This is a genomic window from Streptomyces sp. NPDC085944 (assembly GCF_040686295.1).
Taxonomy (GTDB): domain Bacteria; phylum Actinomycetota; class Actinomycetes; order Streptomycetales; family Streptomycetaceae; genus Streptomyces; species Streptomyces salinarius.
The window spans coordinates 302706-327030 of the sequence record NZ_JBFBJX010000001.1 but is presented as its reverse complement, the minus strand read 5'-3'; the positions used below and the strand labels follow the sequence as shown (position 1 = coordinate 327030).

Annotated in this window: 29 protein-coding genes; 6 read left to right on the top strand and 23 right to left on the bottom strand. The window is 70.9% G+C overall.

Features of this window, described 5'->3' with window-relative positions:
* Window positions 1–53 precede the first annotated feature (53 nt).
* The gene (locus AB0P07_RS01695) at window positions 54–425 is read left to right on the top strand and encodes a holo-ACP synthase (protein WP_164247434.1); all 372 of its coding nucleotides are present in this window, start codon (window positions 54–56) and stop codon (window positions 423–425) included.
* A 657-nt stretch (window positions 426–1082) separates the two neighbouring features.
* Here the strand turns inward: AB0P07_RS01695 and AB0P07_RS01690 are convergent.
* A complete protein-coding gene (locus tag AB0P07_RS01690) occupies window positions 1083–1691 on the bottom strand; it encodes a helix-turn-helix transcriptional regulator (protein ID WP_365543576.1) in 609 nt (202 codons plus the stop codon).
* A gap of 86 nt (window positions 1692–1777) precedes the next feature.
* Here AB0P07_RS01690 and AB0P07_RS01685 point away from each other — a divergent pair, with 86 nt between their 5' ends.
* Together AB0P07_RS01685 and AB0P07_RS01680 are read left to right on the top strand one after the other, a co-directional pair.
* On the top strand, window positions 1778–3238 hold the full coding sequence (locus tag AB0P07_RS01685; RefSeq protein WP_365543573.1) for an NAD(P)H-hydrate dehydratase: 1461 nt from the start codon (window positions 1778–1780) through the stop codon (window positions 3236–3238).
* Between the two features lie 42 nt (window positions 3239–3280).
* Window positions 3281–3739: an ASCH domain-containing protein gene (locus tag AB0P07_RS01680; RefSeq protein WP_365543570.1), complete on the top strand. Its 459-nt coding sequence runs from the start codon at window positions 3281–3283 to the stop codon at window positions 3737–3739.
* Between the two features lie 14 nt (window positions 3740–3753).
* On the opposite strand, the gene glmS is transcribed toward AB0P07_RS01680, so the two are convergent.
* Together glmS and AB0P07_RS01670 are read right to left on the bottom strand one after the other, a co-directional pair.
* Window positions 3754–5601: a glutamine--fructose-6-phosphate transaminase (isomerizing) gene (glmS, locus tag AB0P07_RS01675; RefSeq protein ID WP_365543567.1), complete on the bottom strand. Its 1848-nt coding sequence runs from the start codon at window positions 5599–5601 to the stop codon at window positions 3754–3756.
* Between the two features lie 114 nt (window positions 5602–5715).
* Window positions 5716–6522: a hypothetical protein gene (locus tag AB0P07_RS01670; RefSeq protein ID WP_365543564.1), complete on the bottom strand. Its 807-nt coding sequence runs from the start codon at window positions 6520–6522 to the stop codon at window positions 5716–5718.
* Between the two features lie 239 nt (window positions 6523–6761).
* On the opposite strand from AB0P07_RS01670, the gene coaA reads away from it, so the two are divergent.
* A complete protein-coding gene (gene coaA, locus AB0P07_RS01665) occupies window positions 6762–7751 on the top strand; it encodes a type I pantothenate kinase (protein ID WP_365543561.1) in 990 nt (329 codons plus the stop codon).
* A gap of 19 nt (window positions 7752–7770) precedes the next feature.
* On the opposite strand, the gene AB0P07_RS01660 is transcribed toward coaA, so the two are convergent.
* Window positions 7771–8280, bottom strand: coding sequence for a hypothetical protein (locus AB0P07_RS01660; protein ID WP_365543559.1), 510 nt, complete (start codon window positions 8278–8280; stop codon window positions 7771–7773).
* Between the two features lie 154 nt (window positions 8281–8434).
* Between AB0P07_RS01660 and AB0P07_RS01655 the strand changes: the two genes are divergently transcribed.
* Complete coding sequence (locus AB0P07_RS01655) at window positions 8435–9382, top strand: DUF389 domain-containing protein (RefSeq protein ID WP_365543556.1); 948 nt, start codon at window positions 8435–8437, stop codon at window positions 9380–9382.
* A gap of 130 nt (window positions 9383–9512) precedes the next feature.
* On the opposite strand, the gene glmM is transcribed toward AB0P07_RS01655, so the two are convergent.
* The 4 genes from glmM to AB0P07_RS01635 all read right to left on the bottom strand — a co-directional run bounded on the left by glmM (window position 9513) and on the right by AB0P07_RS01635 (window position 13507).
* Window positions 9513–10871: a phosphoglucosamine mutase gene (gene glmM / locus AB0P07_RS01650; RefSeq protein WP_031034797.1), complete on the bottom strand. Its 1359-nt coding sequence runs from the start codon at window positions 10869–10871 to the stop codon at window positions 9513–9515.
* Window positions 10872–11095: 224 nt separating this feature from the next.
* Window positions 11096–11608, bottom strand: a complete 513-nt coding sequence (rpsI, locus tag AB0P07_RS01645) for a 30S ribosomal protein S9 (RefSeq protein WP_061443016.1) — start codon at window positions 11606–11608, stop codon at window positions 11096–11098.
* Between the two features lie 42 nt (window positions 11609–11650).
* Window positions 11651–12094 (bottom strand): 50S ribosomal protein L13, encoded by a 444-nt coding sequence (gene rplM / locus AB0P07_RS01640; protein WP_031034795.1) that lies wholly within the window; start codon window positions 12092–12094, stop codon window positions 11651–11653.
* A gap of 207 nt (window positions 12095–12301) precedes the next feature.
* Window positions 12302–13507, bottom strand: a complete 1206-nt coding sequence (locus AB0P07_RS01635) for a glycosyltransferase family 87 protein (protein WP_365543551.1) — start codon at window positions 13505–13507, stop codon at window positions 12302–12304.
* A gap of 74 nt (window positions 13508–13581) precedes the next feature.
* On the opposite strand from AB0P07_RS01635, the gene AB0P07_RS01630 reads away from it, so the two are divergent.
* Complete coding sequence (locus tag AB0P07_RS01630; protein WP_365543549.1) at window positions 13582–14478, top strand: hypothetical protein; 897 nt, start codon at window positions 13582–13584, stop codon at window positions 14476–14478.
* Window positions 14479–14487: 9 nt separating this feature from the next.
* Here AB0P07_RS01630 and truA read toward each other — a convergent pair whose 3' ends face one another.
* The 15 genes from truA to rplF form a co-directional block, all read right to left on the bottom strand.
* Complete coding sequence (truA, locus tag AB0P07_RS01625) at window positions 14488–15342, bottom strand: tRNA pseudouridine(38-40) synthase TruA (RefSeq protein ID WP_365543546.1); 855 nt, start codon at window positions 15340–15342, stop codon at window positions 14488–14490.
* Window positions 15343–15482: 140 nt separating this feature from the next.
* Entirely contained in the window at window positions 15483–15986 is a 504-nt protein-coding gene (rplQ, locus tag AB0P07_RS01620; protein ID WP_365543544.1) for a 50S ribosomal protein L17, read from the bottom strand.
* 181 nt (window positions 15987–16167) lie between these two features.
* Window positions 16168–17190, bottom strand: coding sequence for a DNA-directed RNA polymerase subunit alpha (locus AB0P07_RS01615; protein WP_004946635.1), 1023 nt, complete (start codon window positions 17188–17190; stop codon window positions 16168–16170).
* Between the two features lie 123 nt (window positions 17191–17313).
* Window positions 17314–17718: a 30S ribosomal protein S11 gene (gene rpsK, locus AB0P07_RS01610; protein ID WP_007443997.1), complete on the bottom strand. Its 405-nt coding sequence runs from the start codon at window positions 17716–17718 to the stop codon at window positions 17314–17316.
* A 66-nt stretch (window positions 17719–17784) separates the two neighbouring features.
* Window positions 17785–18165 carry a 30S ribosomal protein S13 gene (gene rpsM, locus AB0P07_RS01605; RefSeq protein ID WP_004984507.1) on the bottom strand — a complete coding sequence of 127 codons (381 nt, stop codon included), beginning with the start codon at window positions 18163–18165 and terminating at the stop codon, window positions 17785–17787.
* 188 nt (window positions 18166–18353) lie between these two features.
* Window positions 18354–18467 carry a 50S ribosomal protein L36 gene (gene rpmJ / locus AB0P07_RS01600; RefSeq protein WP_003974245.1) on the bottom strand — a complete coding sequence of 38 codons (114 nt, stop codon included), beginning with the start codon at window positions 18465–18467 and terminating at the stop codon, window positions 18354–18356.
* A gap of 68 nt (window positions 18468–18535) precedes the next feature.
* Window positions 18536–18757 carry a translation initiation factor IF-1 gene (infA, locus tag AB0P07_RS01595; RefSeq protein ID WP_003948620.1) on the bottom strand — a complete coding sequence of 74 codons (222 nt, stop codon included), beginning with the start codon at window positions 18755–18757 and terminating at the stop codon, window positions 18536–18538.
* A gap of 158 nt (window positions 18758–18915) precedes the next feature.
* Complete coding sequence (map, locus tag AB0P07_RS01590) at window positions 18916–19752, bottom strand: type I methionyl aminopeptidase (protein WP_365543539.1); 837 nt, start codon at window positions 19750–19752, stop codon at window positions 18916–18918.
* A gap of 130 nt (window positions 19753–19882) precedes the next feature.
* Complete coding sequence (locus AB0P07_RS01585; RefSeq protein WP_030400231.1) at window positions 19883–20536, bottom strand: adenylate kinase; 654 nt, start codon at window positions 20534–20536, stop codon at window positions 19883–19885.
* Window positions 20536–21849: a preprotein translocase subunit SecY gene (gene secY, locus AB0P07_RS01580; RefSeq protein WP_365543536.1), complete on the bottom strand. Its 1314-nt coding sequence runs from the start codon at window positions 21847–21849 to the stop codon at window positions 20536–20538. Before secY ends, AB0P07_RS01585 begins: the two co-directional genes overlap by 1 nt.
* Before the next feature lie 256 nt (window positions 21850–22105).
* Entirely contained in the window at window positions 22106–22561 is a 456-nt protein-coding gene (rplO, locus tag AB0P07_RS01575; RefSeq protein ID WP_043381011.1) for a 50S ribosomal protein L15, read from the bottom strand.
* A gap of 2 nt (window positions 22562–22563) precedes the next feature.
* Window positions 22564–22746, bottom strand: a complete 183-nt coding sequence (rpmD, locus tag AB0P07_RS01570; protein ID WP_003974250.1) for a 50S ribosomal protein L30 — start codon at window positions 22744–22746, stop codon at window positions 22564–22566.
* A gap of 2 nt (window positions 22747–22748) precedes the next feature.
* Window positions 22749–23354 (bottom strand): 30S ribosomal protein S5, encoded by a 606-nt coding sequence (gene rpsE, locus AB0P07_RS01565; RefSeq protein WP_003974251.1) that lies wholly within the window; start codon window positions 23352–23354, stop codon window positions 22749–22751.
* A 43-nt stretch (window positions 23355–23397) separates the two neighbouring features.
* Complete coding sequence (rplR, locus tag AB0P07_RS01560) at window positions 23398–23781, bottom strand: 50S ribosomal protein L18 (protein ID WP_052839849.1); 384 nt, start codon at window positions 23779–23781, stop codon at window positions 23398–23400.
* Between the two features lie 3 nt (window positions 23782–23784).
* Window positions 23785–24324: a 50S ribosomal protein L6 gene (gene rplF / locus AB0P07_RS01555; RefSeq protein ID WP_030145478.1), complete on the bottom strand. Its 540-nt coding sequence runs from the start codon at window positions 24322–24324 to the stop codon at window positions 23785–23787.
* Between the last annotated feature and the right edge of the window lies 1 nt (window position 24325).

Below are 24325 nucleotides of genomic sequence, written 5' to 3'. Positions count from 1 at the left end.
AGAGCACCGGGCGCCCCGGTTCGCCACCGCCCGGCAGTGGCTAGGGTTCCGGCATGAGCATCATCGGGGTCGGGATCGACGTGGCCGAGGTCGAGCGGTTCGGGGCGTCGCTGGAGCGCACGCCGGCCCTGGCGGGGCGGCTCTTCGTGGAGAGCGAGTTGCTGCTGCCCAGCGGTGAGCGCCGGGGCGTCGCCTCGCTCGCCGCCCGCTTCGCGGCGAAGGAGGCGCTGGCCAAGGCGCTGGGCGCACCGGCGGGACTGCTGTGGACGGACGCGGAGGTGTACGTCGAGGACAGCGGGCAGCCCCGGCTGCGGGTGACGGGGACGGTGGCGGCGCGGGCGGCTGAGCTGGGCGTGGCGTCGTGGCACGTGTCCCTGAGCCACGACGCGGGGATCGCGTCGGCGGTGGTGATCGCGGAGGGCTAGGGCGTTCGGCGGACCGGGCCACGGCGGGCTCGTCGTCGGCGCCGAGGGGCGAGCACGGCCCGGAGCCGTCCACAGACCGACCCCGCCGGCATCGACGGGCCAGCACGACCCCAAGCCGTACAGACCGGCCTCGGCGACGTCGAGGAGCGAGCACGGCCCCAAGCCGTCCACAGGCACGGCGGACCAGGACGGCGAACCGGCGCGACGGACGAGGCCGGGGCGGGGGACGGAACGCGGGAGGCGGGGGCGACGGACGGGGCGCGGGAGACGAAGGGCGACGGACGGGGCACGGGAGACGGGGGCGGGGGACGGAACGCGGGAGACGGGGGCGACGGACGGGGCGCAGGAGACGGGGGCGACGGACGGGGCACGGAAGCCGGGGGGCGACGGACGGGGCACGGAAGCCGGGGGGCGACGGACGGGGCACGGAAGCCGGGGGGCGACGGACGGGGCGCGGCGGCGACCCCGTGGCCGGACGGTCGGCCCTCCGTGGCGGCCAGGCGCCCCGGACCACGGCGGCCAGGTGCCCCGAGCCCATGACCGGACGGCCCGGACCCGTGGCAGGACGGCCCGGACCCGTGACCGCGGTGTGAGCCGGACCCGTGACCGCGGTGTGGGCCGCCGTACCGCAGCCCGGTCCCGCAGCCCGCGGTGCGGTCAGTCCGCGGTCGGGCGGACCCGGATGTGCATGCGTTCGCCCTGGGCGCCGTAGAGGGCGATCCACTCCACGGGCCGGTCCCCGGCGTTGGCGATGCCGTGCGGGACGCGGGTGTCGAACTCCGCCGTCTCCCCCGCCGTCAGCACGAGGTCGTGCTCGCCGAGGGCGAGGAGGAGACGGCCGGAGAGGACGTAGAGCCACTCGTGGCCCTCGTGCGAGCCCTGCGCCGGGCGAGGGGTCCACTCGTTCCGCGGGGTGGCCGGGGCGGGGAGGATCTGTTTGTAGGCGTGCAGACCGTCGTTCGGGTTGCGGGTGAGCGGGACCCACGTCTGTCCGTGCCGGGTGAAGGGGCGGGGGTGGACGCGGGGGTCGCCGGTCCGCGAGCCGACGAGTTCGTCCAGGGGCAGCCGGTGCTCCCGGGCCAGCGGCAGCAGGTGCCGCAGCCCCGGCTCGCGCCGCCCCGACTCCAGCCGGGACAGGGTGCTCACGGAGATGCCGGTGACGGCGGCGAGCTGGGCCAGGGTGAGCCCGCGGGCCTGCCGGATGGCGCGCAGACGGGCCCCGAGCGAGGTCATCACCTGTGCCGTCTCGTCGTCACCGCCCGTCATGGGACCACTGTCCCCCATCGCGCGTCCCGGAGGACGGCGGGGCTCGGGCCGTGCGTGTTCCCGGCGTACGGGGAAGACTCGACGGCATGCGGACTGCGTACAGCGTGGAAACGGTCAGGAACGCCGAACGGGAGCTGATGGCACGGCTGCCGGAGGGGGCGCTGATGCAACGGGCCGCGGCCGGGCTGGCCGCCGCCTGCGCCCAGGTGCTGGGCCGGGTGGCCGGGCGGGTCTACGGCAGCCGGGTGGTGCTGCTGGTCGGCAGCGGTGACAACGGCGGCGACGCCCTGTACGCGGGCGCGCGGCTGGCCCGGCGGGGCGCGGGCGTGACGGCGGTGCTGCTCGCGCCGGAGCGGGCGCACGGCGGCGGGCTCGGGGCGCTGCGCCGGGCGGGCGGCCGGACACTGGACGACGGGGCGGCCTCGGCCGCGGCGGCGGAACGGATCGCGCGGGCCGACCTGGTCCTGGACGGCATCGTCGGGATCGGCGGCAAGGGCGGCCTGCGGAAGGAGGCCGTACCGCTGGCGGACGCGGCCGCGCGCTCCCGGGCCACCGTGGTCGCCGTCGACCTGCCGAGCGGCGTCGACGCGGACACCGGCCGGGTCCCGGGGGGCGTGGTGCGGGCCGACCTGACGGTGACGTTCGGGGCGCACAAGCCGGGTCTGCTGATCGATCCGGCGCGGGAGTACGCCGGGTCGGTGCGGCTGGTGGACATCGGCCTGCCGCTGCCTCGCGAGGGGGCGGAACTGGAGGCGTTGCAGCACGCGGACGTGGCCCGCCTGCTGCCGGTGCCGGCGGCCGAGAGCGACAAGTACCGGCGCGGGGTCGTGGGCATCGCGGCCGGCTCGGCCCGCTACCCCGGCGCGGCGGTACTCGCCGTCGCGGGCGCGCTGCGGGGCGGGGCCGGGGCGGTGCGGTACGTCGGGCCGGCGGGGGACGCGGTGATCGCCCGCTTCCCGGAGACGCTCGTGTCCGACCGGGGGCCGCAGCGGGCGGGGCGGGTGCAGGCGTGGGTGGTCGGGCCGGGGGCGGGTGACGACGCGGCGACGGTGGCCCAGGTGCTGGCGGCGGAGGTGCCGGTGCTGATCGACGCGGACGGCCTGCGCCTGGCCGACGCGGACGCCGTACGGACGCGCAGGGCACCGACGCTGATGACCCCGCACGCCGGGGAGGCGGCGGCGCTGCTCGGGGTGGCCCGGGAGGAGGTCGAGGGGAACCGGCTGGCCTCGGTGCGTGAGCTGGCGGCGCGGTACGGCGCGACGGTGCTGCTGAAGGGCTCGACGACGCTGGTGGCCGGCGCGCGGGGCGGTCCCGTCCGGGTCAACGCGACGGGGACCTCGTGGCTCGCCACGGCGGGCAGCGGGGACGTGCTGTCCGGCCTGGCGGGCTCACTGCTGGCGGCGGGCCTGTCGGCGGTGGACGCGGGGAGCGCGGGCGCCCACCTCCACGGCCTCGCGGGCCGCTTCGCGGCACAGGGCGCGCCCGCGGGGGCGCACGACGTGGCGGAGGCGATCCCGCGGGCCTGGCGGGACGTGCGGGGCGGATGAGACCGCGGGCCCGGGTGCGGGCCGCGCCGGTACGGTGAGCACATGGCCGCCGCACCGGCCCCGGACCCGGACCTCGACGCGCTCCCCCGGGCGGAGTTCGCGTTCCCCGGCCCGCTGCGCGACCGGCTGGTCGCCGCGGTCCTCGACGGTTCGAAGACCTCGACGACGGGTCTGGTCGCCGACTCCGAGCACGACGGCGATCCGCTGCCGCGGTCCGGGCACCGTGAGGTGGTCGTCGACGCGTCCGGCCGCCCGGTCGCCGTCATCGAGGTGACACAGGTCCGCGTCGTCCCGCCGGTCGAGGTGGACCCCGCCCACGCGGTCGACGAGGGCGGGGGACACACGAGCGTGGCCGAGGGGCGCGCGGACCACGAGCGGTTCCGGCACGGCGAGGAGATGCGCGCGGCGCTGGGCGACCCGGGGTTCACGGTGGACGACACGACACCGGCGGTCCTGGAACGCTTCCGGGTCGTCACCGTGCTGCCCGGCACCGGCGCCTGAGGGACCCTCCGGGGCTACTCCACCGTCACCGACTTCGCCAGGTTGCGCGGCTGGTCCACCTCGTTGCCGCGGGCCGTCGCCAGCTCGCAGGCGAAGACCTGCAACGGCACCGTGGCCACCAGGGGTTGGAGCAGCGTCGGGGTGGCCGGGACGCGGACGAGGTGGTCGGCGTAGGGGACGACCGCCTCGTCGCCCTCCTCGGCGATGACGATGGTGCGGGCGCCGCGGGCGCGGATCTCCTGGATGTTGGACACGATCTTGTCGTGCAGGACCGAGCGGCCGCGCGGGGACGGCACCACGACCACGACCGGCAGGTCCTCCTCGATCAGCGCGATCGGCCCGTGCTTCAGCTCACCCGCCGCGAAGCCCTCGGCGTGCATGTACGCCAGCTCCTTCAGCTTGAGGGCGCCTTCGAGGGCGACGGGGTGGCCGACGTGCCGGCCGAGGAAGAGCACCGTGTTCTTGTGGGCGAGGGAGCGGGCCAGTTCCCGTACGGGGTCCATGGTCCCCAGGACCCGTTCGACGGCGCCGGAGATGCCGGACAGGTCGCGGACCACGTCGCGGATCTCGTCGCCGTACTTGGTGCCGCGCACCTGGCCCAGGTAGAGGGCGACCAGGTAGCAGGCCACCAGCTGGGTCAGGAAGGCCTTGGTGGAGGCGACGGCGACCTCGGGGCCCGCGTGGGTGTAGAGCACGGCGTCGGACTCGCGGGGGATGGTCGAGCCGTTGGTGTTGCAGATGGCGAGGACCCGGGCGCCCTGTTCCCGGGCGTGGCGCAGGGCCATCAGGGTGTCCATGGTCTCGCCGGACTGGGAGATCGCGACGACCAGGGTCTGCTGGTCGAGGATCGGGTCGCGGTAGCGGAACTCGCTGGCCAGCTCCACCTCGCAGGGGATCCGCGTCCAGTGCTCGATGGCGTACTTGGCGATCAGCCCGGCGTGGAAGGCCGTGCCGCAGGCGACGACGACGACCTTGTCGACCTCCCGGAGCACTCCGGCGGGGATGCGCACCTCGTCCAGGCTCAGCGTGCCGGAGGCGTCGACGCGGCCGAGCAGGGTGTCGGCGACGGCCTTCGGCTGCTCGGCGATCTCCTTGAGCATGAAGGAGGCGTAACCTGCCTTCTCCGCGGCCGAGGCGTCCCAGTCGACGTGGTAGGAGCGGACGTCGGCCGGGGTGCCGTCGAAGGCGGTGACCGTGACGCCGTCCCGCCGCAGTTCGACGACCTGGTCCTGGCCCAGTTCGACGGCGTCCCGGGTGTGGGCGATGAAGGCCGCGACGTCCGAGGCGAGGAAGTACTCGCCCTCCCCCACGCCCACCACGAGCGGCGAGTTGCGGCGGGCGCCCACCACCACGTCCGGCGCGTCCGCGTGCACCGCGACCAGCGTGAACGCGCCTTCCAGCCGCCGGCACACCAGCCGCATCGCCTCGGCGAGGTCGGCGCAGCCGGAGTACTCCTCGGCGAGCAGGTGGGCGACGACCTCCGTGTCGGTCTCCGAACCCAGCGCGTGGCCGCGCTCCGCCAGCTCGGCCCGCAGCGGTGCGAAGTTCTCGATGATGCCGTTGTGGACCACGGCGACCCGGCCCGCGTTGTCGAGGTGCGGGTGGGCGTTGGCGTCGGTGGGCCCGCCGTGGGTGGCCCAGCGGGTGTGGCCGATGCCGGTGGCGGCGGACGGCAGCGGGTGCTCGGACAGTTCCTTGTCGAGGTTGACGAGCTTGCCGGCCCGCTTGGCGGTGGCGAGGCCGCCGTCCGCGAGCACGGCGACGCCCGCCGAGTCGTATCCCCGGTACTCGAGCCGCTTCAGTCCGGCCATCACGACGTCGAGTGCCGACTGAGGCCCTACGTATCCCACGATTCCGCACATACGCGGCAGCCTACGAGCAAGATCGGCGGTGCAGCGATCCAGAAGGGGCCGTTCTGTGCCCGAAATCGGAAATTCCCACCGGGGTACGAACGCCGCCCGCCCGACTCCGGCGCCTCAGCCGAGCTTGGCGACCTGGGCGTCGACGACGTCCGAGGGGACCTCGAAGTCCGCGCCGGTCATCATCGCGGAGAGGTTGACCACGCTGAAGGTGGCGAGGGTGGAGCCCTTGCGGACCGCGACGAGCTTCATGAGTCCGCTGTCGTCCCCGCCGGTGGCCACACCGAGGTTGACGGTGAGCCCCTCGTCACCGGCCTTGAGGCGGTCCACGCCGCTCACCTCGGTGACCCGCATCCTGTCGCTGCCCACGGTGGTCTCGAAGCCGCCCGCGCACTTCTCGACGGCCGTCTTCAGCCCCGCCATCGCCTGCTCGGCGCCGCCGTCCGCGTAGGAGGCGACGTTCAGCAGGATCTTGTTCACGTCGACGTCGGTCATGTCCTGGCCGTCCGGGCCCTTGCTCTCGGAGGGCGACTGAGTCTGCCCCTGCCAGGAGCGCTGCACGTTTGCCGCCGGCTCGCCCTGGGCCAGGGCACCCTGGACGTGGACGAGCGGCAGACAGGCCTTGTCGTCCGTCGAGATCTCGCTCTTGGCCACCTTGTCGTCCGCCGACAGTTCGGTGGCGACCTCGCCGTTCTTCACGTCGGCCTGGGCGAGGGCGACCTTCTCCAGCTCGGCGGCGGTCAGCGCCTCGCCCGCGGGGGCGGACGGGCCGGCCTCGCCCGCCGGGACGGACTGCTCCGCCTTCGCCTTGTCGTCACCGGCCGAACCGTCGTCGTCGGAGGAGCCGCCGCAGGCGGTGGCGAGCAGGGCCAGGGCGGCGGCGGACGCCGCGAGGACGGTGCGGCGGACAGCGGTCGAACTCACGTCGGCACTCTTTCGTCGGAGGCGCGTGGGGACGTGGCCGAGTCGGACCACGTCCGGTCGCGTCGGAGTTTGGGGATTCGCGTCGACATCGGCGTTCGGATCCGGTCGACTTTGCCCGTACCTTACCTACGGCAATCGCACGTACGATCGAAACAGGCCGACCGAAACCCGACCGTGATCTCACCGGGGCGTGACGCACCCCACCTGCCGCCCCGTTCGTACTCCGTTAACAATGGACTGTGATCTCTCCGGTCCCCTCGATATCCCGGAGCGCCCACCGGCAGCGGCCGGAGGCGACTCCCTACGTCGACCTCACCCGCCCCGAGTGGAGCGCGCTGCGCGACAAGACGCCGCTGCCGCTGACCGCCGAGGAGGTCGAGAAGCTGCGCGGTCTCGGCGACGTCATCGACCTCGACGAGGTGCGGGACATCTACCTCCCGCTCTCCCGGCTGCTCAACCTCTACGTCGGCGCCACCGACGGCCTGCGCGGCGCGCTGAACACCTTTCTCGGCGAGCAGGGCTCCCAGTCCGGCACCCCCTTCGTCATAGGGGTCGCCGGCTCGGTCGCGGTCGGCAAGTCCACCGTCGCCCGCCTGCTCCAGGCGCTGCTGTCGCGCTGGCCCGAGCACCCGCGCGTGGAGCTGGTCACCACGGACGGCTTCCTGCTGCCGACGCGGGAGCTGGAGGCGCGCGGCCTGATGTCGCGGAAAGGTTTCCCCGAGTCGTACGACCGCCGGGCGCTGACCCGGTTCGTCGCCGACATCAAGGCGGGCAAGTCGGAGGTGACCGCGCCGGTCTACTCCCACCTCATCTACGACATCGTCCCGGACCAGCGGCTGGTGGTCCGCCGCCCCGACATCCTGATCGTCGAGGGCCTGAACGTGCTCCAGCCCGCGCTGCCCGGCAAGGACGGCCGCACCAGGGTCGGTCTGGCCGACTACTTCGACTTCAGCGTGTACGTCGACGCGCGCACCGAGGACATCGAGCGCTGGTACCTCAACCGCTTCCGCAAGCTGCGCGCGACCGCCTTCCAGAACCCGTCCTCGTACTTCCGCAAGTACACGCAGGTGTCGGAGGAGGAGGCCCTCGACTACGCCCGCACCACCTGGCGCACCATCAACAAGCCCAACCTGGTGGAGAATGTGGCCCCCACCCGGGGCCGGGCCACCCTGGTGCTGCGCAAGGGCCCCGACCACAAGGTGCAGCGCCTGAGCCTGCGCAAGCTGTGAGCCCGGCCGTCCGCGCCGGTCAGGGGGCGGGGCTGTAGGTGACTTCCCCGACCGGGTCGGTGAAGGAGTCCTCGACCGCCTGCTGGAGCTCCGGATCCACCTCGGGCGTGCTCTCGGGGCGCGGGTGGGGCGTGTCGAGCGCGTCCTGGATCCGGGCGGCCAGGTCGGACCCGGACCCACTGCCCGTCGCAGTGGAACCCCCCGCCGCCGATCCGTCGTGAGCCGCCGCCCCCGCCGAAACGCCGTCCTGCCCCCGGCCCGGTTCAAAGACGGTGGCCGAACCGGCGCCCAGCGCCGCGGCCTTCCACTCCCGAGCCCGGGACACGGCCTCGCGCACGGCCTCCTGGTAGGCCGCTTCCCGTCGTGCGTCCCAGACGGCGAGTTCCTGTGCGGCGGCCTGCCGCGTCACCGCCACGGCCGCCGCCGTCCGGCCCCCGTCCCACGGCAGCGCGGCGCCGGTCGCCGCGACGGCCGTACCGCTCGTCGCCGCCCAGACGCACGCCACCGACAGTGCGGTTCGCGCCCGCATACGACTCCGGTTCATCACCAGGCCCCTCTCACCTCGGCCAATGCGCCCTGAACGGTAGCGTTCGCAGATCACCTGATGATCACGGACCGGTGGCGTTGAGGCCGCTCCCGTCGCACCGATCAGACGCGCCGCCCCGCCTGGCTACGCTGCCGCCATGCTGCATCTGCGCCTGATCACCCCGGCCGACCGCACCGACGAGGTGGTCCGCATGATCGACCGTACGGTCGGCACCACCCACCTGGTCGTCCTGCCGGGCGCCGCCCGCGAACCCCAGGGCGACGTCGTCATGTGCGACGTGGCCCGCGAGGCCGGTGACGAACTCATCAACCGGCTGCGGGCGTTGGACCTCGAAAGCTGCGGTGCCATCACCGCCGAGAACATCGACCTGTCGCTGTCCGAGCGCGCCGACCGGGCGGAGCGGGACGCGCCCGGCGAGGCCGCCGACGCCGTGCTGTGGGAGCAGTTGGAGGAGGCGACCCACGAGGAGTCGACGCTCTCCCTCACCTACGTCGCCTTCATCACGCTGGCCACGATGATCGCGGCCTGCGGCGTGGTCCTCGACAACGCGATCCTGATCGTGGGCGCGATGGCGGTCGGCCCCGAGTTCGGCCCCCTCGCCGGGATCTGCACGGCGATCGTCCAGAAGGCACCGCGCCTCGCCCTGCGTTCCCTGATCGCCCTGCTGGTGGGCTTCGCGGTGGCGATGGCGGTGACGGTGGGCTTCAGCTGGATCATGGACGGGTTCGGCCAGTTCAGCGAGGGCAAGCTGGAGGGCGACCGGCCCAACACCGGCTTCGTCTACGCCCCGGACGCCTTCTCCTTCGTGGTGGCGATCCTCGCCGGCATCGCGGGCACGCTGTCCCTCACCTCGGCGAAGTCCGGCGCCCTGGTGGGCGTCGCCATCTCGGTCACCACGGTCCCGGCCGCCGCGAACGCGGCCGTGGCCCTGAGCTTCGGCGACACGAAGCAGACGGTGGGCTCCACCGAACAACTCCTGCTCAACCTGGCGGGCATCGTGGTCGCGGGAACCCTGACCCTGCTGACCCAGAAGGCTTTGTGGTCGACTCGGCGCTCAAGACTGACGAAGCCGGAGAACTCCTGACGGACGGCCATCTTCGAACGCCGGGCCGGGCCGACCCCCCAAGGGGCGCGGGGAACTGCGCGACCAGCCACGGCGAAACCCGCAGCCCGCATCACACACCATCCCCCACGCCGAACCCGCCCCGTGAAAACTACCCCAGCGCCGACTTCACCGAATCCGCCAGCCGCCCCGCAACAGCCCGAGCCTGCTCGATGTCGGCAGCCTCCACCATCACCCGCACCAAGGGCTCCGTCCCCGAGGGACGCAGCAGTACCCGCCCGGTGCTGCCGAGCTCCCGCTCCGCCTCCGCAACCGCCGTGGCCAGCTCGGCGGAGCTCGTCACCCGCGACTTGTCCACGTCCGGCACATTGACCAGCACCTGCGGCAGCCGCTCCATCACGGACGCCAGGTCCCGCAGCGTACGGCCGGTCTGCGCGACCCGCGCCGCCAGCATCAGGCCGGTCAGCGTGCCGTCACCGGTGGTGGCGTGGTCGAGGATGATGACGTGGCCGGACTGCTCGCCGCCCAGGGCGTAGCCGTGCTCCTTCATCTCCTCCAGGACGTACCGGTCGCCGACCGAGGTCGCCACGAACCGGATGCCCTCGCGCTCCATGGCGAGCTTGAAGCCCAGGTTGGACATGACGGTCGCGACGACGGTGTCCGAGCGCAGCGCCTCCCGTTCCCGCATCGCGAGCGCGAGCACGGCGAGGATCTGGTCGCCGTCGACCTCCGCACCGGTGTGGTCCACGGCCAGGCAGCGGTCGGCGTCGCCGTCGTGGGCGATGCCGAGGTCGGCGCCGTGCTCGACGACGGCGGCCTTGAGCAGGTCGAGGTGGGTGGAGCCGCAGCCGTCGTTGATGTTGAGGCCGTCGGGCACCGCGCCGATGGTGACCAGTTCGGCTCCGGCCCGCGCGAACGCCTCCGGGGAGACCCGGGAGGCCGCGCCGTGCGCCTCGTCGAGGACGATCTTCAGCCCGTCGAGACGGTTCGGCAGGACGCCGACGAGGTGGGCGACGTACTGGTCGAGCCCCTCGTCGTAGTCGCGGACGCGGCCGACGCCGGCGCCGGTCGGGCGGTCCCAGGGGGCGCCGGTGCGGTGCTCGGCGTAGACGGCCTCGATGCGGTCCTCCAGCTCGTCGGCGAGCTTGTGGCCGCCGCGGGCGAAGAACTTGATGCCGTTGTCGGGCATGGCGTTGTGGCTGGCGGACAGCATCACGCCGAGGTCGGCGCCGAGCGCGCCGGTGAGGTGGGCCACCGCGGGCGTCGGCAGTACGCCGACCCGCAGCACGTCCACGCCGGCGCTGGCCAGGCCCGCGACCACGGCGGCCTCCAGGAACTCCCCGGAGGCGCGCGGGTCCCGGCCGACCACCGCGGTCGCGCGGTGCCCGGCGAAGGTGCCCGCCTCGGCCAGTACGTGCGCCGCGGCGACGGAGAGGCCGAGCGCCAGCTCGGCCGTCAGATCCGCGTTGGCGACACCGCGCACACCGTCCGTGCCGAAGAGTCGTCCCACTTGTCCTCCTGAGGAAACGTCAATTCCGGAAGCGGCTGACGATGAGTGCGGCCCACGCAGTCGGCTCCCGAAGGCCCGGGCGCGCGGCGCCCGACCATCGATCACATAAGCCTTAGAACGTCTTGTGCCGTTATACGCCCAACGGCAGGGATAAACGAATGCCCCGGCAGCACAGTGGCGTGCCGCCGGGGCGTTCGGAGTACAGCCGGACCAGCCGGTACGACTTAGCGCTTGCTGTACTGCGGAGCCTTGCGGGCCTTCTTCAGACCGGCCTTCTTCCGCTCGACCGCACGGTCGTCACGGGTCAGGTAGCCGGCCTTCTTGAGGGGACCGCGGTTGTTGTCGACGTCCGCCTCGTTCAGCGCACGCGCGACACCGAGACGGAGCGCACCGGCCTGACCGGAGACGCCGCCGCCCGAGATGCGGGCGATGACGTCGTAGCGGTTGTCGAGCTCGAGCACCTTGAAGGGCTCGTTGACTTCCTGCTGGTGCACCTTGTTCGGGAAGTAGTCCTCGAGCGTGCGCCCGTTGACCTTCCACTTGCCGGTGCCCGGGACGATCCGGACACGGGCGATGGCGTTCTTGCGGCGGCCCAGGCCGGCGGCCGGCTGGGGCTCGCCGAACGCGGAGGCCAGGGACTCCGAGGTGTACTCGCCCTCGACGGGGACCTCGGACTCGGTGGTGTAGCTGTCGATGTCAAGCTCTTCGAGCGGCTGCTCGGCAGTGGTCTCGGCCACGATGCTCCTCAGATTCTCTTCAGTCTTAGGGGGTGGCCGGACTTACTGCGCGACCTGGGTGATCTCGAACGGCTGCGGCTGCTGCGCGCCGTGCGGGTGCTGGTCACCCTTGTAGACCTTCAGCTTCGAGAGCATCTGACGGCCCAGGGAGTTCTTCGGGAGCATGCCCTTGACGGCCTTCTCGACGGCCTTCTCCGGGTTCTTGTCGAGCAGCTCGTCGTAGCGCACGGAGCGCAGGCCGCCCGGGTAGCCGGAGTGGCGGTACGCCATCTTCTGGGTCCGCTTGTTGCCGGAGAGGTGCACCTTGTCGGCGTTGATGATGATGACGAAGTCACCAGCGTCGACGTGCGGCGCGTAGATCGGCTTGTGCTTGCCGCGCAGCAGCGTGGCAGCGGTGGTGGCGAGACGACCCAGGACGACGTCCTGAGCGTCGATGACGTGCCACTGGCGCGTCACATCGCCGGGCTTGGGGCTGTACGTACGCACGGTTCGTAGCCTTCGCTTCTTCAGTGAGTGGTCCTGACATGGTCACCGAAGACGATCACGACAGCCCTGACCGCACCGCGGTGACGCAAACCGCGTGCAGGTCGCTGGTCATCGGTCCCGGTGGACCGGTGTAAGGGCCCCTCACGTGAGAATGAGCAAGCCAATACACATACAGCTGTGCAGAATACCCGGGCCCCGGCGGCCCGGTCAAAACGGGGCCGCGGGGGCGCGCTCGGGCTCCGGCGCCCGGCCCGGCGGCACCCGTCCCCCGGCGCCCGCCGCACCGGTCCCGGCCTGCCGGGCGACCGTCACCGCCAGCACACACAGCGTGAACGCGTCCCGGAAGGCCCGCCGCCGCTCCCCCTCCAGCCAGGGCCAGGTCAGTCCCGGCACCTGGGGCACCAGGGCGATCCAGAACCACACCCCGCGGGCCACCGACCCGGCGTACGGCAGCCCGGCGAGCAGCAGCGGCAGGGCGACCAGCAGGTAGTGGTCGTAGGACGGCCGGGAGACCAGGAAGGCCGAGAGCATCAGCCCCGCGCCGGTCTCCGCCAGCCGCAGCGGCCCGGGGTCGGCGCGCCGCCAGCGCCGGTACGCGCAGAGCACCCCCGCGCACGCCGCCGCCACCGCGAGCCCCTGCGCGAGTGCCGCCGGCACCCCGAGCCGAGGCAGCACGGCCGCCGGGGAGGCCTCGTAGAGCCGTACGAAGCCGTCGTCGCCACGCAGCAGGAAGGGGAGGGTGCGGGTGAAGAAGCCCGCCGGGTCGGGCATCGCCAGGGCCGCCGCGGCGGAGGCCAGCGCGGGCACCAGAACGGCGGCTCCCAGGGCCCGCCACCGCCCGGCGAAGAGGAAGAGCAGGGCGACCGGCGCGAGCAGCGGCTTGAGCGCCACGGCCGCCCCGATGACGGCCCCCGCCCCGGTCCAGCGCCCCCGGCTCGCCAGCAGCAGGGCCAGCGGCAGCGCCACCGTCGCCGTCACCGTCCAGTTGCCGAGCCGCACCAGGTGCCCGAACGGCGCGAAGCCCAGCGCGAGCCCGGTCAGCCCGAGGGCCGCGAGCCGGCTGCCCAGCGGCACCCGGTGCAGCCGCAGCGCACAGGCCCAGGCCAGCGCCAGCAGGGCCGTCACCGCGCACGGCACCAGCCCCCGCAGGACGGCCCCGGGCAGCAGCGCCTGCGGGGCGGCGGCCAGGACGGCGCTCGGCAGATAGAGGAAGTGCGGATCGTCGTACGGGGAGCCGCCGGCCAGCCAGGTACGGGCCGCCCGCACCACGATCGCGTTGTCCATCCCGCCGTCCGGGGTCGCCCGCGCCGCGTGCGCGGCGGACGCCGCCAGCACCGTCACGAGCACCGCCCACAGATGTCCGCCCGCCGGCCGCACCAACCACCCGGAGATGTCGCTTTTGCCCGTCCGCATGTACGGAACGCTAGGCCCTGCGGGCCCCAAGTCCCGGCACCAGCACGCCCATAGGCCCGTCTAAGATGCCGCCCATGAGCTTTGGGCAGGGGGGACCTCAGTCGCAGTGGGATCCCTGGACACCGCAATCGCAGCAGCCGCAGTCGCAGCAGCCCTGGAACAGCGGGAACAGTGACGACACCCCGGACTGGGCCGCCCTCGCCGAGGCCTCCGAGGCCCGTGCCAAGCGGCGCCGGCTGCTCTTCATCGGCGGCGGCGCGCTGGCCACCGTGGCGATAGCCGGGGCCGTGGCGGTGGCCGTCGTCTCGGCGAACGGTTCCGGCCAGGCCTCCGACAGCCCCTCCTCGCAGCTCCCCTCGACGGCGGACATACCCAGCGCCACGGCCACCCGGCCGTCCTTCGCCCCGACCAGCGCGCCGCCGCCGCTGGACCCGAAGGACTTCGTCTCCAGCGCCAAGAAGGACAAGGCCCCGCTCAGCCCGGACCTGCTCTTCCCCGGCACCCAGCTGACCATGGGCGAGACGGTGTACAAGAAGGGGCCGACGGCCGACACCCGCACCTGCGGCTCCGCCGCCCAGGGCACCCTGCCGAAGGTCCTCGACACCAACCAGTGCACGCGCCTGCTCCGCGTCACCTACACCAAGGGCGACACCGCCGTGACGGTCGGCGTGGCCGTCTTCGACACCGAGGCTCAGGCTTCGAAGGCGAAGAAGGACGCCGACAAGGAGAGCATCGTGCGCTCGCTGTCCGGCGGCGGCGTCAAGTCCTTCTGCGCCGGCGCCATCTGCCGCTCCACCACCAACTCCTACGGCCGCTACGCCTACTTCACGGTCGCCGGTTTCACGGACGGCGAGAACGTCACGGAGAAGTCCACCGGGGTGTTCCGGGCCGGTGACGACCTGGCCGAGTTCGCCTTCCGGCAGATCCGCCGGCGCGGCGAGGCCCAGGCATCGGCGGCGGCGGAGGGCTGACGGCCCGCCTCAGCAGCAGCCGGTCCCCGGCAGCGACCGCTTGTTGCGCGCCTCCTTGTTCCGGGCCGCCAGCAGCTCGTCGGCCGGGTAGCCGACCTCCTCCAGGGTCAGCCCGTGCGGCCGCACGACGTGCACGGCGGAGTCCCGTACGCCCGCGGCGAGCACCTTCGCCGGCCAGTCGGGCGTACGGTGCCCGTCGCCGACGAAGAGCAGCGCCCCGATGAGGGAGCGCACCATGTTGTGGCAGAAGGCGTCGGCGCGCACGGTCGCGGTGACGATGCCGTCCTCGCCCCGCACGAGACTCAGCTCCTGCAGCGTCCGGATGGTGGTGGCCCCCTCCCGCTTCTTGCAGTAGGCGGCGAAGTCGTGCTCGCCGAGCAGCCCGCGGGCGGCCTCGTTCATGGCGTCCGCGTCGAGGGGCCAGTCGTGCCACAGCACGTGTCCGCGCAGCAGCGGGTCGACGCCGCCGGGATTGTCGGTGACCCGGTAGGCGTAGCGCCGCCAGAGCGCCGAGAACCGCGCGTTGAAGCCGCTCGGCGCCTCCCTGAGCGCCCACACCCGCACGTCCCTGGGCAGCCGCCCGGCGAGCCGCTTGAGCAGCTTCACGTGGTGCTCGGCCCACACCTCGCGCGGCAGATCGACGTGCGCGACCTGCCCCCGCGCGTGCACGCCGGCGTCGGTCCGCCCAGCCACGGTCAGCTCGTACGTCTCCCGCGACCGGGTGACGGTCCGCAACGCGTCCTCGATCTCCCCCTGCACGGTCCGCCGCCCCCCGGCCTGCTTGGCCCACCCGGAGAACTCGGCGCCGTCGTAGGAGAGATCCAGCCGCACCCGCACGAACCCGGCCTCTGCTTCATCACTCACCCGGAGATCCTCTCACCAAAGAAAAAAGCGGGCCCGCCCCGAAAAGGAACGGACCCGCAACGCCCTCCAGGGGCGCGGGGAACTGCGCGAACGATTACGACGAAGCCGCAGCCGCGATCGCACAGCCACCCGGCAGACGCCTACGCGTCCTTCGACTCCTCGGCCGCAGCCTCGTCGTCGGCCTTGGCCGTGTCGACCTTGGCCTCGGCAGCCTCGGTGCCCTCGGCGTCCTTGGCGGCACGCTTGGTCGCGGCCTCGGCCTCACCGGTGGCCTGCTGCGCCACGGTCAGCGCCTCGACCAGCTCGATGACGGCCATGGGCGCGTTGTCGCCACGGCGGTTACCGATCTTGGTGATCCGGGTGTAGCCACCGGGACGGTTCTCGTAGCGCGGGCCGATCTCGGTGAAGAGCGTGTGGACGATGCTCTTGTCCGTGATCACCTGGAGCACCTGACGACGGTTGTGAAGGTCGCCCTTCTTCGCCTTGGTGACCAGACGCTCGGCGTACGGACGCAGCTTGCGCGCCTTCGCCTCGGTGGTGGTGATGCGGCCGTGCTCGAAGAGGCTCTTCGCCAGGTTCGCGAGGAGCAGCTTCTCGTGCGCGGCACTGCCGCCCAGACGGGCACCCTTGGTGGGCTTCGGCATGGTGTTTCTCCTAGGTGTCTGCCCCGGCCGTATCAGGTACCGGAGTCAGTATCTGCGCAGACGGTTGTCTGTCAGAGATCCGGAGGCAGCCCCGAAGGGGCGTCTCCGGAAGCGGCGCGGGGAACTGCGCGACCAGCCGCAGTCCACCCGCACCCGCAATACGGCCCTCCTCGCGGAGCGCTCAGTACTGCTCGGTCTCCACGAAGCCCGCGTCCGCGTCGTCGTCGGCGCCAAAGGCGTCCGCGGCGGCGGTCGGGTCGAACCCGGGAGGCGAGTCCTTCAGCGCGAGCCCCATGCCCGCGAGCTTGGCCTTGACCTCGTCGATGGACTTCGCACCGAAGTTGCGGATGTCCAGCAGGTCGGCCTCGGAGCGGGCGACCAGCTCACCCACGGAGTGGATGCCCTCGCGCTTGAGGCAGTTGTACGACCGAACGGTGAGCTCCAGCTCCTCGATCGGCAGCGCCAGGTCGGCGGCGAGCGCGGCGTCCGTCGGGGACGGGCCCATGTCGATGCCCTCGGCGTCGATGTTCAGCTCGCGGGCGAGACCGAACAGCTCGACGAGGGTCTTACCGGCGGAAGCCATGGCGTCCCGGGGGCGCATGGCCTGCTTGGTCTCGACGTCGACGATCAGCTTGTCGAAGTCGGTGCGCTGCTCGACACGCGTGGCCTCGACCTTGTACGTGACCTTGAGAACCGGCGAGTAGATCGAGTCGACCGGGATACGGCCGATCTCCTGGCCCACCTGCTTGTTCTGCACGGCGGAGACGTAGCCGCGACCGCGCTCGACGGTCAGCTCCATCTCCAGCTTGCCCTTGGCGTTGAGCGTGGCCAGGACGAGGTCGGGGTTGTGCACCTCGACACCGGCCGGGGGCGCGATGTCGGCGGCGGTGACCAGACCCGGGCCCTGCTTGCGCAGGTACATCACGACGGGCTCGTCGTGCTCCGAGGAGACGACCAGCTGCTTGATGTTGAGGATCAGGTCGGTGACGTCCTCCTTGACGCCCGGCACGGTGGTGAACTCGTGCAGGACACCGTCGATGCGGATGGACGTGACCGCCGCACCCGGGATCGAGGACAGGAGGGTCCGGCGGAGGGAGTTGCCGAGGGTGTAGCCGAAGCCCGGCTCCAGCGGCTCGATGACGAACCGGGAGCGGAACTCGTCGACGACCTCTTCGGTCAACGAGGGACGCTGAGCGATCAGCATGTGGTGATCCTTCAGTCAGGGGCGCCCGCTATTTGACGCCCGACTAGTACTGCAAGGGTACGGGCGATACGACCCGAAAGAGCCGTACCGCCCGGGAAACCCTGGTGAAGCGCTGAGGCGAGATCAGACGCGACGACGCTTCGGCGGACGGCAGCCGTTGTGCGGGGTGGGCGTGACGTCCTGGATGGAGCCGACCTCGAGGCCGGTCGCCTGCAGGGAGCGGATGGCGGTCTCACGACCGGAACCCGGGCCCTTGACGAAGACGTCGACCTTGCGCATGCCGTGCTCCTGCGCGCGGCGGGCAGCCGACTCGGCGGCCATCTGCGCGGCGAACGGCGTGGACTTCCGGGAGCCCTTGAAGCCGACGTGGCCGGCGGAGGCCCAGGAGATCACGTTGCCGGTCGGGTCCGTGATGGACACGATCGTGTTGTTGAACGTGCTCTTGATGTGCGCGTGGCCGTGAGCGACGTTCTTCTTTTCCTTGCGGCGCACCTTCTTGGTCGCGCCCTGACGTCCCTTGGGGGGCATGTCGTTCTCCTACGGGAGGTGGTCGGTCCTACAGCGAAGACCGCTGGACGGCGAGTCCGCTGCGGACTACTTCTTGCCCGGCTTCTTCTTGCCGGCGATGGCGCGACGCGGGCCCTTGCGGGTGCGGGCGTTCGTGCTGGTGCGCTGACCGCGGACGGGCAGACCGCGACGGTGACGGAGACCCTGGTAGGTACCGATCTCGACCTTGCGGCGGATGTCGGCCTGGATCTCGCGACGGAGGTCACCCTCGGTCTTGATGTTGTTGTCGACGTACTCGCGGATCGCGACTAGCTGCTCCTCGGAGAGGTCCCGAACACGGGTGTTCGGGTCCACGCCGGTGGCGGCGAGCGTCTGCTGCGAGAGCGTCCGGCCGATGCCGAACACGTAGGTGAGGGCGATCTCCACGCGCTTTTCGCGCGGGATGTCAACACCGGAAACGCGTGCCATTCAATGGCTCCAGTTGATTGTCGGAGGTCTTCCACAGAACCGGATCCCAGCCGCCGTATGAGGTACGAACCGGGTCCCCGGCCTCCGAGCCGGGGGTGTCGGGCGATTGCTCACCCGGGTCCTGCGTATGAACATGTTCAGCTCGCGTCGCGCGAAGTCATGCGAATCGCGGAGGGAACGGTCAGACGTCAGCCCTGGCGCTGCTTGTGGCGCGGGTTGTCGCAGATGACCATGACCCGACCGTGACGGCGGATCACCCTGCACTTGTCGCAGATCTTCTTGACGCTCGGCTTGACCTTCATGGGTGTGAGGTTCTCCGGGTCAGTTGCCGGCGGACCCGCGCGCGGGGCGCACGGGACGTGGGCAAGATCTACTTGTACCGGTAGACGATCCGTCCACGCGTCAGGTCGTACGGAGACAGCTCCACCACGACCCGGTCGTCAGGGAGGATGCGGATGTAGTGCATACGCATCTTGCCGCTGATGTGTGCCAGGACCTGGTGGCCGTTCTGGAGCTCCACCTTGAACATGGCGTTCGGAAGAGACTCGACGACAGTGCCTTCGATCTCGATGGCACCTTGCTTCTTGGCCACGCTTCGCCCTTCGAATCGACTACCTTGATCGGCTCCCGCGGGCGGCGCATCCCCGGGGCGAACCACCAGACATGCGGGCACACGTGAGCCGACGAGTCAGTCTACGTCAGCGAACCCGGAAAGGCGAAACGAGGAAGTCTGCCCCGGATACGCGATCGTTATGCAAGGGGGTCCGGGGCCGCGGTGATCCCCAGCTCCGCCAGCTTGGCCTTGCCCCCGTCCGGGGCGGTCAGGACCAGGGGACCCTGCTCGGTCAGGGCCACCGAGTGCTCCCAGTGGGAGGACCAGGTGCCGTCCGTGGTGATGACCGTCCAGTCGTCGGAGAGGACCTCGGTGCGGGGGGTGCCGAGGGAGACCATCGGCTCGATGGCGAGGCAGAAGCCGGGGACGAGCTTCGGGCCCTTGCCGCGCTTGCGGTCGACGTAGTTCAGCAGGTGCGGGTCCATGTGCATCTCGGTGCCGATGCCGTGGCCGCCGTAGTCCTCGATGATCCCGTACTTGCCGCCGCCGGGCTTGGGCTGGCGGCGGATGTAGGTCTCGATGGCGCGGGAGACGTCCACCAGGCGGTTGCCCTGCTTCATGGCCGCGATGCCCGCCCACATGGACTCCTCGGTCACCCGGGAGAGCTCGACCAGCTCCGGGGAGTGACCGGAGCCGACGAAGGCGGTGTAGGCGGCGTCGCCGTGCCAGCCGTCGATGATCGCGCCGCAGTCGATGGAGATGACGTCGCCGTCCCCCAGGACCACGTCGTCGGACGGGATGCCGTGGACGACGACCTCGTTCACCGAGGTGCAGATGGTGGCGGGGAAGCCGCCGTAACCGAGGAAGTTCGGCTTGGCGTCGTGCTCCGCGAGGACCTTGCGGGCGACCTGGTCCAGGTCCCTGGTCGTGGCGCCGGGCACGGCGGCCTCGCGGGTGGCCGCGTGGATGGCGGCGACGACCAGCCCCGCCTCGCGCATCTTGGCGATCTGCTCGGGGTTCTTGATCTGCACCATGGGGGCTGCGGCCTTTCTGGACCGGGGGGTCTGGGGAACGCTTCCAACGATACGGGGCGGGGGCCACCCCCACCGCACAGCACAGCCGCGGGCCCCGGGCGGGGACCGCGGCTGCAGCCGGAGTCGGGAACTACTGGTCGCGCTTGAGCGCCTCCAGCGCACGGCGGGTGACCTCGTCCACGGGGCCCGTCGCCGCGATGGTGGCGACCAGGCCCTGCGACTTGTAGTAGTCGATGATCGGCTCGGTCTGCGTGTGGTAGACCTCGAGCCGCTTGCGGACCGTCTCCTCGGAGTCGTCGTCCCGCTGGTACAGCTCGCCGCCGCAGACGTCGCAGACGCCTTCCTGCTTCGGCGGGGTGTACGTCACGTGGAAGACGTGGGCCGAGTCGTTGCGGCAGACGCGCCGGCCGGCGATCCGCTTGACGACCTCGTCCTCGGGGGCCTCCAGGTCCAGCACCGCGTCGAGCTTCATGTCCTCGGTCTCGAGCAGCTCGTCCAGCGCCTCGGCCTGGGAGACGTTGCGCGGGAAACCGTCCAGCAGGAAGCCGCCCTCGGCGTCGGGCTGCTCCATGCGGTCCTTCGCCATGGCGATGGTGACCTCGTCCGGCACGAGATTGCCGGCGTCCATGTAGGACTTCGCGAGCTTGCCCAGTTCGGTCTGCTGGCTGATGTTCGCGCGGAACAGGTCGCCCGTGGAGATGTGCGGAATGTGCAGCGTCTCGGCAAGGCGGGTGGCCTGCGTTCCCTTTCCGGCACCCGGAGGCCCGACGAGGACGATTCGCATCAGCGGAGGAACCCTTCGTAATTGCGCTGCTGGAGCTGGCTCTCGATCTGCTTCACCGTCTCGAGACCGACACCCACGATGATCAGGATGCTGGTGCCGCCGAACGGGAAGTTCTGGTTTGCCCCGAAACCAGCCAACGCCATTGTCGGGACGAGAGCGATCAGACCCAAGTACAGCGAACCCGGCCAGGTGATCCGGTTGAGTACGTAGCTCAGATACTCAGCGGTCGGTCGGCCAGCCCGGATGCCCGGGATGAAGCCACCATACTTCTTCATGTTGTCCGCGACTTCCTCGGGGTTGAACGAGATGGCCACGTAGAAGAAGGCGAAGAAGACGATCAGGAAGAAGTACAGGACGATGTGCGGCGTCGCCGCGGTGTCCGCGAGGTTCTTCTGGATCCAGACGGCCCAGCCCGAGGTCGAGCCGGAGAACTGGACGATCAGCGCCGGGATGTAGAGCAGCGACGAGGCGAAGATGACGGGGATGACGCCCGCCTGGTTCACCTTGAGCGGGATGTACGTCGACGTACCGCCGTAGGAGCGGCGGCCGATCATGCGCTTCGCGTACTGCACCGGGATGCGGCGCTGGGCCTGCTCCACGAAGACCACCAGGCCGACCATGACCAGGCCGACGAGGATGACGGTGCCGAACTCGATCCAGCCGCCCGCCAGGTCGCCCGACTCCTTGATGGCCCACAGGGCGGAGGGGAAGGTGGCGGCGATCGAGATGAACATCAGGATCGACATGCCGTTGCCGATGCCGCGGTCGGTGATCAGCTCACCGAGCCACATGACGACGGCCGTACCGGCGGTCATGCAGATCACCATGACGATGGTGGTGAAGATCGCCTGGTCGGGCACGATCTGGCCGGCGACGGTGCAGCCGGAGAACAGGGCGCCGCTGCGGGCGGTGGCCACCAGACCGGTGCCCTGGAGGATGGCGAGCGCGACGGTCAGGTAGCGGGTGTACTGCGTGATCTTCGCCGTGCCGGCCTGGCCCTCCTTCTTGAGGGCTTCCAGGCGCGGGATCACGACGGTCAGCAGCTGAAGAATGATGCTCGCCGTGATGTACGGCATGATGCCGAGCGCGAAGACCGTGATCTGCAGCAGGGCGCCACCGCTGAACATGTTGACCAGGCCGAACAGGCCCTGGTTGCCGGACGCCTGGTCCACACACTCCTGGACGTTCTTGTAGTCGACGCCTGGAATGGGGATGTGGGTACCGAGCCGGTACACCACGATGATGCCGAGCGTGAAGAACAGCTTCTTGCGCAGGTCGGGCGTCTTGAACGCCCGGGCGAACGCGGTGAGCACGGTGCCTCCTGCGACCCCCGCGCTACTGCGTCAAGGGTGACGGTCTTGAGGTTCGACTGACGACTGATAAGTGGACGGCTAAGTGGGTAACGCTGAACCGCCGCCCAGAGTGCCTCATGTGAGACACCCGGGAAAGAGGGCAGCGCAGGCCACCTTACCGGCGGGACCTATGCCCTTGGAACGACCAACCGGGGATACCCCTTTTGTGGGGCATCCCCGGTTGGGATCGCTCAAGTCATCGAGACGCCTGATGGGTTCAGACGAGCTCGGTGACGGTACCGCCGGCGGCGGTGATCTTCTCCTTGGCGGAGCCGGAGACGGCGTCGACCGTCACCTGCAGCGCCACGGAGATCTCGCCCTGGCCGAGGACCTTGACGAGGCTGTTCTTGCGAACGGCGCCCTTGGCCACCAGGCCCTCGACGGTGACCTCGCCACCCTCGGGGTACAGCGCGGCCAGCTTGTCGAGGTTCACGACCTGGAACTCGGTCTTGAACGGGTTCTTGAAGCCCTTCAGCTTCGGAAGACGCATGTGGAGGGGCATCTGGCCACCCTCGAAGCGCTCCGGAACCTGGTAACGGGCCTTCGTACCCTTCGTACCACGACCGGCCGTCTTGCCCTTCGACGCCTCACCACGACCGACACGGGTCTTGGCGGTCTTGGCGCCGGGGGCCGGACGGAGGTTGTGGATCTTGAGCGGGTTCTGCTCACCCATGATCAGTCGACCTCCTCGACCGTCACGAGGTGGCGGACGGTGTGCACCATGCCGCGGAACTCGGGGCGGTCCTCCTTGACGACCTGCGTGTTGATCCCCTTGAGACCAAGGGAACGCAGGGTGTCACGGTGGTTCTGCTTGCTGCCGATGTAGGACTTGACCTGCGTAATCTTGAGCTGCGCCATGATTACGCACCCGCCCCGGCACGCGCACGGAGAAGAGCCGCGGGGGCGACGTCCTCGAGCGGCAGACCACGGCGGGCCGCGATCTCCTCGGGACGCTGCAGGCCCTTGAGGGCCTCCACGGTCGCGTGCACGATGTTGATCTGGTTGTCGGAGCCGAGCGACTTCGACAGCACGTCGTGGATACCGGCGCACTCGAGCACGGCGCGCACCGGACCACCGGCGATCACACCGGTACCGGGGGACGCGGGCTTGAGCAGCACGACGCCGGCAGCCTTCTCACCCTGGATGGGGTGCGGGATGGTGCCCTGGATGCGGGGGACCTTGAAGAAGTGCTTCTTGGCCTCCTCAACGCCCTTGGCGATGGCGGCCGGCACCTCCTTGGCCTTGCCGTATCCGACACCCACGGTGCCGTCACCGTCGCCCACCACGACCAGCGCGGTGAAGCTGAAGCGACGACCACCCTTCACAACCTTGGCGACGCGGTTGATCGCGACGACGCGCTCAACGTAAGCGGTCTTCTCGGCGGCACCTGCGCCACCGTCACGGCCCTTCCGGTCCCGCCGCTCGCCGCCACCGGCACCGCTGCCGCGGCGCTGGGGTCCAGCCATTGGAATTACCTCTCTCTGTTTCCGCTAGCGTTACGGAACCGGCTCAGAACTTCAGACCGGCTTCGCGGGCGGCGTCCGCCAGGGCGGCGATGCGCCCGGCGTACTGGTTGCCACCACGGTCGAACACGACGGCCTCGATACCGGCGGCCTTGGCGCGCTCGGCGACCAGGGCGCCGACCTGCTTGGCCTGCGCGGACTTGTCGGCCTCGCCGCCGCGGATCGACGTGTCCAGGGTGGACGCCGACGCAAGGGTGTGACCCTTGATGTCGTCGATCACCTGGGCGACGATGTGGCGGTTCGAGCGGGTAACGACCAGACGGGGACGCTCCGCCGTACCCGAGAGATTCTTGCGAATCCGGATGTGGCGGCGCTTGATCGCGGCGCGCTTGTAGGCGTCGCCCTTGAGGATCTTCTGTCCGTATGCCATGGCTTACTTACCCGCCTTTCCGACCTTGCGGCGGATGACTTCGCCCTCGTACTTGACGCCCTTGGCCTTGTACGGGTCGGGCTTGCGCAGCTTGCGGATGTTGGCCGCAACCTCGCCGACCTTCTGCTTGTCGATGCCCTCGACCGAGAAGTGGGTCGGGTTCTCCACCTTGAAGGTGATTCCCTCGGGGGCCTCGACGAGGATCGGGTGGCTGTAGCCGAGGGAGAACTCCAGGTTCGAACCCTTGGCGAGCACGCGGTAACCGACACCGCTGATCTCGAGCTTCTTCACGTAACCCTGGGTCACGCCGGTGATCATGTTCGCCACCAGCGTGCGGGACAGGCCGTGCAGGGCCTTGCTCTGACGCTCGTCGTTGGGGCGGGTGACGTTCAGAACGCCGTCCTCACCCTTGGCGATGTCGATCGGCGCCACGACGGTGTGGGTCAGCGTGCCCTTGGGGCCCTTGACCGAGACCGTACGGCCGTCGATGGTGACGTCCACGCCGGCGGGAACCGCGATGGGGAGCTTGCCGATGCGCGACATA